The organism is Rheinheimera pacifica (assembly GCF_900108485.1).
Taxonomy (GTDB): domain Bacteria; phylum Pseudomonadota; class Gammaproteobacteria; order Enterobacterales; family Alteromonadaceae; genus Alishewanella; species Alishewanella pacifica.
On the sequence record NZ_FNXF01000032.1, the window covers coordinates 1 to 8,991 of the forward strand.

Consider the following 8,991-nt stretch of genomic DNA (forward strand, 5'->3'; position numbering starts at 1 on the left):
AACTCGTCGGTGAGTTGAGTCTGGTGCTTTTTGACGATTTGCGGCTCAAAGCTACCGGCACGGTCACGTGGTGTATTCAATTCAAAGCTGCCGGCGGTGCTTTTCATGGTTTTGGCAGAGCTGCCGTTCTTGCGATTAGGGGCTTCATCTTGCTCAAGGTGCTGCTCTAACTCGGCCTGCATCGCTGCTTCGGTCAGTTGTTTAATTAACGGCGTTAAGATACCGTCTTTACCAGACAAACCTTTGCCATCACGTAATGCCTGAATGGCTGCTTGTATATCGAAAGTTGGGTTGGTCATGTGTCATCTCGTTTTCGCTTAGTTTAATGAAATGACACAGAATTTTGAACACTACCCACTTAATACTTCGTGTCTCGATGCACCAAGTGACTTTGCTGAAAGCACGTGAAATGGAATACCTGAGTTATTCCCTGTGGCTGCAAGAACAGCAATGTATGCTAACTCTTCGATCTTTTTGTCCAGTGCGCTGGCAGCATCAAGTGATTTAACCGCTTGCATCCACGCCTCCGCATGAGCCGGAGTTTCTTGTAGGAATAAGGCAAAAGCTTTTGAAACGCTCATAGATACCTCCTTTGGGTTGTTCTTACCCTCAAACGCGACCAACGTGCTGCGAAGCGGCGTTTTGATGGCGCTTATTATGCATATTTGGCAACCATTACAATCATCAATAACGGGAGTGTGATTGCAGCACCGTACAGGTGAAATCTTGCACTCTTGTAACCCTCTGGATTTTTGTCAGGCTTAGTTAAATCCAAAATGGCAGATCCGATTTTTGTAGCGTTTTTAAATTTAGGATCCAGTCTAAGCTCCAGAACTAGCATTAAACTATTTAAACCAAAGTACATCCAAGCGATAAGAAAAATCAGCCATAACACTAAATCAACAGTTCCAATTGTGTTCACAACCATCTCTATACCTCAAGATGCTGTTCTTACACATAACGCCCGCCACAAACGCGAGTAACTTGTTGCGAGTCGAGCCACGCAGTGGCGTTTTGGTGGCGATTGTTATAAGCATGGCGTGAAAATAACAACATTCCTGCTTTTAACAAATCCATACTTATGTCTCTTCTTGATTTTTGCTGGGACGCTTAAAATATGAGAAAAACCCCAAAAACAACATCGTAAATAAGCATACAAACAGCGAGCGGTACCAATCTAATTCACTGACTCCGTGTGCCGTAACTTGATACACTGCCGAACCTAATCCGGCACCTATACCGCTGAATAAAATACTCTTCATAAATACACCTATCTTTGATACTTAAAGCTTATAACGCCGCGGTAAGCTGTGGCTTTGTAGTTGGTTGGTGTTGCGCTAGCGTATGCGGCCAGCGCATAAGCCAAGCAACGGAAAACCGTCAGATTGACCGCTTTGTTAGGGCTGGGCATCACCAAGCTTGAACTGATATTGCTTGCCGTCTGGAAGAACCGCCTCTGTATAAAATTTACTTGGGCTTTCAACCTTAAATAGAGTTCTAAATTCTGAGTCATATACATGAAGAATAAATTCTTCGCCGCCCCTGTATATGCACCAAACTTTTACTACTGAACTGTCCGCAAGCTTAATTTCTTGTTCAAGACTTAATGATCCCGGCCTATCACTGTCCGGCTCTAATGTAGCCTTAAGCACTGGGAAAACCGTATCAAGAATCGGTCCTCTCCATGTGCTTTCAACTGTAACCGATAACTCGATATTCATAATGCCTGTTCTTACCCTTAACGCCCGCCACAAACGCGAGCAACTTGTTGCGAGTCGAGCCGCGAAGCGGCGTTGTGGTGGCGATTGTTATATTTGCTTTGCGCCACTTAGGTGCTTAGTAATTAACTTTCTATTGTATCCATTTAAACGGGGCATAGAGCATTGAGATAACCTTTGTTCCGCTGTTTTACCAGTGGTATCTGTTAAGTCAGGCTTAGCTCCGTTAACAATAAGCAACTTTACTATATTAGGGAAGCCTGCAGTGACTGCTCTGATTAGGGGTGTTGTATCAGAATAACTAGAATTCAGGTCAACACCAGCTTTTATAAAAAGAGAAACAATGTCCTCAGCGCCGCACTGAATTGCCATAATCAATGGCATTCCATTTGGATTTGCTCCAGCAGCAAGCAACTCTCGAGCTGATTCGACGTCACAGTCAGCTGCCTGAATCAATGCATCATCCAATTCCTTTTGATTCAAAATTTAACCTCGATGCTGAATGCAAATATAACGCTTATTCGGCGGGTCGGCCCGAAGTTAAACACGGGTCAACCTGCCTTTGTAAATTTAATGTACAGGACACTACACCGCTTATTTAAAATTTACAACAACTTATAGGTACAGCTGATAGCTGTACCAGCGCCAAATACGGGGTAACCCGTCTAACAAAGCTCGGGATGGTATTAGTAATGTATTGCTAATAAATACAGCGATTAAATTTGCGGTTATTTGGGTACAAAGCAGTAGCCATTAAAACAACGCCCAGTAACTGATTATTACCATCGCCAGCAGCAGGTTGGGCCAGTAAATCAGCTTAGGTAGCATAAAATCATGCATTACCAGCTTACGTTGCACATTTACCGGGGCGTTAACGATAAAGCTGTACCACACCGCTAATATCATTGCTTAAACATCTTCCCGATCATTAATTTTCTCCAGTACATTTTGGTACATCATCAAGTCATTGGCTATTTCGACAACGTCATCGGATTCAGGATCAAGGATGGCCTTACGTTTAAGCAAATCAGCCATGGTTCTTTTCACGGCGGTTCTGATAAGCCTGAGTTCCATTACGCTAAACACACGACAAGTTAGCGCAATTATTTTTCATCCCAGCCATAAGCATTGGTAATGCGGTCAGCCACCTGGTTCATCAGAGCCATACCGTTGTCACCGTTGGTCATGATGATCATACCGTACCCCTTACTGATGTGCCCCGTCATCCAGGCCCGATAGCCCCAATTCGAGCCACCATGCGAAAAAAACTTCTCTGGGCCACGTTGCTCAATCTGCAAGCCCACAGCATAAGGCCCTACCTGCACCGGTGTTGTCATGTCGATGGCCGCCTGCTGGCTTAGCCGCTGGGCTTTTTCAGCGCGCAGCGCGGTCTGAATTTCAATAATAAACCTAGCCAAATCAGTGGGTGTAGTCCACAGCGCCGCAGCGGCTTGTTCTGGATAAACATGCCAGGGAGCTTGCATGCGCTTACCCTGCTCATCGTGTGCCAATGCCGCTGTCTGCGTTGCAGGTATATCGCCAAAAGTGCTGTTGGACATCTGCAACGACATCAACACTGTGCTTTGCATCAGCTCCTCGAAGGCACAACGACAGATGTCCATCATCGCCTGTTGCATGATCATGGTACCGCCGCCTGAGTACTTGTATTCGGTATAAGGCGCCCGCGCAAACAACACTTTACCCACATTGGAAGGCGTCTGACCGTTGAGAATTTGCACCACAGTCGGCAACGCCACCTCTGGTGGATAACCCGGAAAGCCGAAACCGTCATCGGCACCGGAAGTATGACTGAACAAGCTACGGGCCGTGACCGACTGCTGTCGGTTCAGCTTAGACGCTGGTACTTTCCATGACGTGAGGAAGGTGTTGATGTCTTTATCCAAATCCAGCTGTCCCGCTTCAACCATGCGCATCGCCGCCATTGCCGTCACCGGCTTTGAGATCGAAGCTGCCTGAAATCGGGTATTGGTAGCCACTAACCGTCCGGTGGCGACATCGGCAACCCCGTAGGCTTTCGCCCAGTGGATTTTGAAATCTTTCACGACCGCAATGCTCAGGCCAGGCACATGCAGCTGCTGCATCAAAGCTGGCAGCGTTAGCTGGTCGAACTCGCCGGTACCTGCGATTTGTGCGGCTTCAATCTGCCCGATAAAAGGGGCCGTTTCATGTTGCGTTGGCGTAGCTGGATCTGCTGACGTAATAAAAGCGCTGCATAGCGCGAATAACATACAAATTTTGGTCATAACTGATGATGTCCTTGTTTTCGGAGCTGGTCCACAGCGCCGCAACGGCGTGGTCGGGAGACATGGCATGCTATTCAATGCCAGTGCCAAGTAGAGGATTCAAAGCGACTAACGCCGAGTTCAGCGGCGGGTTCTAAGTTGTAGTTTTGCGATACAGTGAGCGTAACGAATCGCAAAACTGCGACTTAAAAACCGTCCAGTGGAGCGAATCGGAACGATGCTGCAACGACTTGTTAAATATTTTCACCTAACTCTAAAACTGGCGTTCTTCTTTCCTTAAGATTTATAACTTCTTCAACCCCATTTATTTTTATAATTAAAATTCTATTTTTTTCGGCACGGTAAAGTGATGTAGAAGCAATTAAAGCTTGTGTTTTATAAAATGAATTAGGCTGAATTGTTACTTTATTTTCAACAAGAGATCGTGATGTAGAAAAATAGGTTAACCTAGCATTTTCTATTTCTATTGGTCTTTCGGATTTATTTGAGATATAAACCTCTTCTACCTCTTCAATTCTATCCTTTAGTTTTTTATCTTGCCAGGAAAGAGCTAATTCCTGCCCTTTGGGAATTCGTTCTGTCCCTAGAGTAACAATTAAATGAACAAGCACTTCTTCATTGGCTGTATATTTTTTAGCTTCAAAGTATTCTGAAAGAGCTATGCCGTTGTTTATTATTTGTCCATTTGATAATTTTTGATGATGACTTTCATTCTTAGCGGAAGAACATCCAACAATACAAAGTAGGCATAGGCTCGGGATCAATCTTAAATTCATTATTACTCCTATTGTTCTTACACATAACGCCGAGTGCTGCGGCAGACTTTTGCGTAGGAGGAACGACGCAGCAAAAGGCTGTCCGGCGCCGAAGGCGCGTACAGGCACGAATTGTTATGCATTGATATTCCCCACCCCAGACTTGATGCTTTTACACACCAAATCATATATTTCATCATAGAACATTATTTGGTAGTGCTTGCACTCCGGGAGGTGAGCTTTATTTAACGACACTAACCACGGGGAATTAACAACTTCAAATATTGCCGCTTTACTGTCACCGTTGGCCATGATGCTACCGTGCACCTCTTCAGAGGCCATGCTATAAGCCTCAACTCCTTCTAACACCAAGTGCTTCAAATTGTCAGGGACATATTTATCGTCAGGATTGAAATACTCGAAGCCGACGAGGACAGCTCCCCTTAGTTTCCACACCACTCTTTGAAGCTCAGGGCCTCTTCCGTCATGGTAAAAAACACTCTCAAGAATAGGCCTGGTGCTCATACTCGTCCTGATGAATAACGCCCAAATTAAGCGCGGAAAGCCGCGCAGCGGGTTGACGTTGCAGCCAGCGCTTTTTGCTGGCGATAATATTTGTTTGTTAGCTTAACTTCCTACAGGTAAAGCAACATTACTTCCCCAATCAGTCCATGAACCATCATACAAAATTAAGTCCTTGTAGCCAGCAATTACTGCAGACAACAAAATAATACACGCTGTAATTCCCGAACCGCAGGAAAATACGAGCGTGCTGGTTTTGTTACCTAAGAGCGCAGAGAATATCGCTGTTAACTGCTCATCCGTTTTAAAGCAATACTCATTCAACACCTCAGGGTACGGCAAGCTTACTGAATCAGGAATATGGCCGCTACGCACACCGCTCCTTGGTTCCGGAGCTATACCCAAAAACCTTTCTCTCGAACGCGCATCAAGGACAGCTAACTGTTTATTATTCATTTGTTCAAATATGAAGTTTGAGTTGCATATCCGCTGCGGATGAAAAATACCATTAATATTGCCAACTTTAGCTTCAATGTTAGATGTATTGGGTACAACTCGTCTATTTTCCAGCAACCATTGAGGTAACCCACCATCGAGTACAAAGACGTTTTGGAACCCCATTACCTGGAATATCCACCAGGCCCTCGGCGCTGAATAAATCCCCTGATTATCATAAAACACTACAATACTTTCTGAATTTACACCTAGCTTCTGAGCTACAGCAGTGAATTGCTCTTCAGTGGGAAAGGCATGTGTTTGCGATGAATTCAGATCACATAAAGCGGTTTCCAGATCAAGACGCCTGCTATTAGGTATATAAAGAGGCATTTCGTATTCTATGGCTTTTTTCCCAACCATTTTACTCATACTTACATCAACAAGGATGAGCTGCGCTAAATTTAAATTTGTCTCAAGCCAGCTGGTTGTGACCAGGGGAAAATTCATAATATCTCCAGAGTATCGGCTCAAGCTAACGCTCAAAGCTGGCGTGCGTTTACGCATCGCCCTGCATCTTCTTGTTATATGCCTGATTTTAAAGCAGTATTATGTTCAATACTACCAGCAATAAAACAAACGCCAACGAACAACCAAACAGTGCTGGCAACTATTTGCCAGATATCTACACCGGCAGCTGTAACAAATGTTGGAATGGCAATTAACCCTCGTACAGTACAAAGCAATGCGATGGTAATTAAAGCAGGTTTAACCAATGGAACCTTGCGAATTAAACCAACGGCCGAAAAAGCAAATACCGTACACGCAAACATTAAACCTGCAACGATTACGGTACCGACAGGTGCAAGCAAAGTACCTTGTTGGGCTGAGTCTATAAGTTGCTTAGGCGCTCGCGCAAAAGCAAACCAGCTTGGGCCGCCCCAAATACACAGCAGATGCCAGATAGCAGCAGCCGACGCAATAACGCCACCGCTAATTAATAGTTTTGATTTAACATTAAAACTCAATACGAGCTCCATTCTGCCTTAGCACATAACGCCCCGCTAAACGGCGAGCGTTAGCGAGTCCGGTGGAGGCCACGCTTTTCGTGGCCGGAACGAATTTGAGCGGCTTGTTATGTGTATTAATCTCGATTGAAAACATTTTTATTATACCAAGCCTCTGAATGGACTTCAGTTTCAGCCGCCAATAGAAATTGCTTTACCTTCTCGATCGGCAACTGAATTAGCTGACCACCAGATGACATTTCAAGATATTTCTCTTCAGTTTCATCGTCGGCATATATTTTGAACAAGGGATAGTCAACGGCATTGTCGATTGCATGATCCCCCGTTTTTACGAATAACTCCAAAGTCATACCGAAATCTGAGACGACCTGAGTTTTTACTTCATCTTCTTTTATACGTTTCATAATCTCGGCACTTTTGACACATAACGCATTACTAATGGTCTGCCGCAGCGCAGCTTAGGCAGTCCCGTGGAGGCCATGCTGTTTGTGGCCGGAACGAAATTTAGTAACTTGTTAGGTGAATCCGAAAAAAAACATAGCAATCCAAATACCACCCATAAAAACAAAACATAAAAAACTAGTTGTAATGGATAATTGGAAACTAAATTTTTCATCTTTTCTTATAACCATACAAGAAGGCGATAACTTTGAAACAGTTACGCCATGCTTAACACCCATATATAAAAGTGAGAAAAGTAAGCTAACACTAAAGGTAATAATGCCAGCAAACAAATATTCGCCTTTTCCAATTTGGCTAGTGCTAATTTGAAAATTAAACCTCAATAGTAAAACTGCTACAAGTAAAGCAAAAACACAAAAATTTACTTTAAAAAGCCTTTTTACAATTTCTCTATCAACAGAGTCCATTCAAAACGTACCTAACGCTTAACACAGGCGACGAGCCGCGAAGCGGGTTGGCGTCCCAGCGACCAACGGGAGCGAGTGCTGCGCATTGTTATGTGTGAATTTCAAATCGAAGCTCCCCACCAGATATTTTTATATAACCAAAATCACCAGTAAGCTCAAATCCATTATCTACCACCTGCAATGTATCAATGTTTCCGTAATCCATTGAACCGTCTGGATCAATTGATGAAATTACAGCTGATTTAGGTCTTAAACCAGTTACGGAAACTGTATTAACGAATTGAAGTGTAGCTTTTCGGTAACACGTATATTCATTTAGCTTTGGCTCAACATAATATTTTGACTCTGGCCAAATGCTAGCTATCAGTTCAAAGCAAAGGCGATTTTTTTCAGAACTCCAATCTAAAACGAAAGAATCATTGAGATCGATACCCTTAAATACTCCCATTTGACGCCAATCCATAGTCATTCACACATAACGCAAAGCTAAGCGGCGTGCGTTAGCACGTCCTTGCTTGAGCGCCTTGTTAAATGGCTTTTTCAATCGTTTCACCATTTTCGTTTATATATTGGATGCCACTATATGTTTTTGTGGTGCCCGACCATTTTGCAGTTGCAACTACTGGAAGTTCTAACTCATTACTTTCAATAAACGATTTAAATCTTTCAAGATCTTCTTGCGATGGTTCAGCTACACCGTACCCAAAAGAATACCATTCATCGCCCGCAATAATGTTGAATGCCTCAGAGCCGTCATAGACTCCGAATAAAACTTTGCCATTTGAGAACTTAAACTCTGATAACTCTAGCTCCGTAATGTGCTCTGAAAATTCAGGATGACTATCAGGAATAATATGTTCAAAAGCATCGAAACCTTCGTCGTCGTTTTGGTAGAAACACCAACGATGAGCTTTTAAGTCTTCGACAGTAAGATCTTCTATAGCTTTAGGTTTGCACATTTCTTTTGCCATTTAACGCCGTGCGCATGCGCGCGAACTTGTGAGCGTCGCAGGGGCCGAAGGCCCCGAATGCCGCACTTTGTTAGGGCTGCTCTGTATTTGGTTTGTAGCGAGTATCATTACCATTAAGTTTATTCCATACACCGTAGATTATTTCCATTGAAGCATCATCTGGATGACACTCATCTGGACCACAGATTGACACTGTTAGCTCTTTATTGCGTCCCCAAAGACCAAATGAGTTTCTAATACCGGTGCCCCAACCATGATGGTATTGGATAAGGTTATTAAACGGAGTATTTTTAACCGTCGACTTATCATCCTCTTTCAAATTAGAAACGATTCTGTCAACGGCCTGCTCTAAAGTCTGAGGTAGCTTTTCCTCAGACTTGTCCTCCGCATTCCCAAATGCTTGCATTGATATCGATAGAAAAACAGCCA

The 8,991-nt window shown here is 43.7% G+C and carries 18 protein-coding genes; all 18 read right to left on the reverse strand.

Translation table 11 applies throughout. The features are described 5' to 3' along the window. A partial coding sequence (locus tag BLW68_RS20530; RefSeq protein WP_177172310.1) for a transposase occupies positions 1 to 299 on the reverse strand: 299 nt, incomplete at its 3' end. A 51-nt stretch (positions 300 to 350) separates the two neighbouring features. Next, on the reverse strand, positions 351 to 581 hold the full coding sequence (locus BLW68_RS20535; RefSeq protein WP_092797119.1) for a carboxymuconolactone decarboxylase family protein: 231 nt from the start codon (positions 579 to 581) through the stop codon (positions 351 to 353). Positions 582 to 655: 74 nt separating this feature from the next. Beyond that, positions 656 to 922: a hypothetical protein gene (locus BLW68_RS20540; protein WP_143040007.1), complete on the reverse strand. Its 267-nt coding sequence runs from the start codon at positions 920 to 922 to the stop codon at positions 656 to 658. Between the two features lie 157 nt (positions 923 to 1,079). Next, a complete protein-coding gene (locus BLW68_RS21025; RefSeq protein WP_143040008.1) occupies positions 1,080 to 1,262 on the reverse strand; it encodes a hypothetical protein in 183 nt (60 codons plus the stop codon). Positions 1,263 to 1,397: 135 nt separating this feature from the next. After that, complete coding sequence (locus BLW68_RS20545) at positions 1,398 to 1,721, reverse strand: hypothetical protein (RefSeq protein ID WP_092797123.1); 324 nt, start codon at positions 1,719 to 1,721, stop codon at positions 1,398 to 1,400. Between the two features lie 87 nt (positions 1,722 to 1,808). After that, positions 1,809 to 2,201 (reverse strand): ankyrin repeat domain-containing protein, encoded by a 393-nt coding sequence (locus BLW68_RS20550; protein WP_177172311.1) that lies wholly within the window; start codon positions 2,199 to 2,201, stop codon positions 1,809 to 1,811. Between the two features lie 270 nt (positions 2,202 to 2,471). Beyond that, positions 2,472 to 2,624 carry a hypothetical protein gene (locus BLW68_RS21210; RefSeq protein ID WP_177172312.1) on the reverse strand — a complete coding sequence of 51 codons (153 nt, stop codon included), beginning with the start codon at positions 2,622 to 2,624 and terminating at the stop codon, positions 2,472 to 2,474. A 3-nt stretch (positions 2,625 to 2,627) separates the two neighbouring features. Beyond that, entirely contained in the window at positions 2,628 to 2,753 is a 126-nt protein-coding gene (locus tag BLW68_RS21625; RefSeq protein ID WP_281246206.1) for a hypothetical protein, read from the reverse strand. 68 nt (positions 2,754 to 2,821) lie between these two features. Continuing rightward, positions 2,822 to 3,982, reverse strand: coding sequence for a serine hydrolase domain-containing protein (locus tag BLW68_RS20555; protein WP_177172313.1), 1,161 nt, complete (start codon positions 3,980 to 3,982; stop codon positions 2,822 to 2,824). Between the two features lie 233 nt (positions 3,983 to 4,215). Continuing rightward, complete coding sequence (locus tag BLW68_RS20560) at positions 4,216 to 4,758, reverse strand: hypothetical protein (RefSeq protein WP_092797129.1); 543 nt, start codon at positions 4,756 to 4,758, stop codon at positions 4,216 to 4,218. A gap of 114 nt (positions 4,759 to 4,872) precedes the next feature. Continuing rightward, on the reverse strand, positions 4,873 to 5,262 hold the full coding sequence (locus BLW68_RS20565; protein ID WP_092797131.1) for a hypothetical protein: 390 nt from the start codon (positions 5,260 to 5,262) through the stop codon (positions 4,873 to 4,875). A gap of 102 nt (positions 5,263 to 5,364) precedes the next feature. After that, positions 5,365 to 6,204: a sulfurtransferase gene (locus BLW68_RS20570; protein WP_092797133.1), complete on the reverse strand. Its 840-nt coding sequence runs from the start codon at positions 6,202 to 6,204 to the stop codon at positions 5,365 to 5,367. A gap of 74 nt (positions 6,205 to 6,278) precedes the next feature. After that, on the reverse strand, positions 6,279 to 6,722 hold the full coding sequence (locus BLW68_RS20575; protein WP_245728411.1) for a hypothetical protein: 444 nt from the start codon (positions 6,720 to 6,722) through the stop codon (positions 6,279 to 6,281). Positions 6,723 to 6,838: 116 nt separating this feature from the next. Continuing rightward, a complete protein-coding gene (locus tag BLW68_RS20580; RefSeq protein ID WP_092797137.1) occupies positions 6,839 to 7,126 on the reverse strand; it encodes a hypothetical protein in 288 nt (95 codons plus the stop codon). 111 nt (positions 7,127 to 7,237) lie between these two features. Then, entirely contained in the window at positions 7,238 to 7,591 is a 354-nt protein-coding gene (locus BLW68_RS20585) for a hypothetical protein (protein WP_092797139.1), read from the reverse strand. 88 nt (positions 7,592 to 7,679) lie between these two features. Next, positions 7,680 to 8,054 carry a hypothetical protein gene (locus BLW68_RS20590; RefSeq protein ID WP_143040010.1) on the reverse strand — a complete coding sequence of 125 codons (375 nt, stop codon included), beginning with the start codon at positions 8,052 to 8,054 and terminating at the stop codon, positions 7,680 to 7,682. A gap of 64 nt (positions 8,055 to 8,118) precedes the next feature. After that, positions 8,119 to 8,562, reverse strand: a complete 444-nt coding sequence (locus BLW68_RS20595) for a hypothetical protein (protein ID WP_092797143.1) — start codon at positions 8,560 to 8,562, stop codon at positions 8,119 to 8,121. A 70-nt stretch (positions 8,563 to 8,632) separates the two neighbouring features. Beyond that, positions 8,633 to 8,991: DUF6794 domain-containing protein (locus BLW68_RS21215; RefSeq protein WP_177172281.1), on the reverse strand; the 359-nt coding region annotated here is incomplete at its 5' end.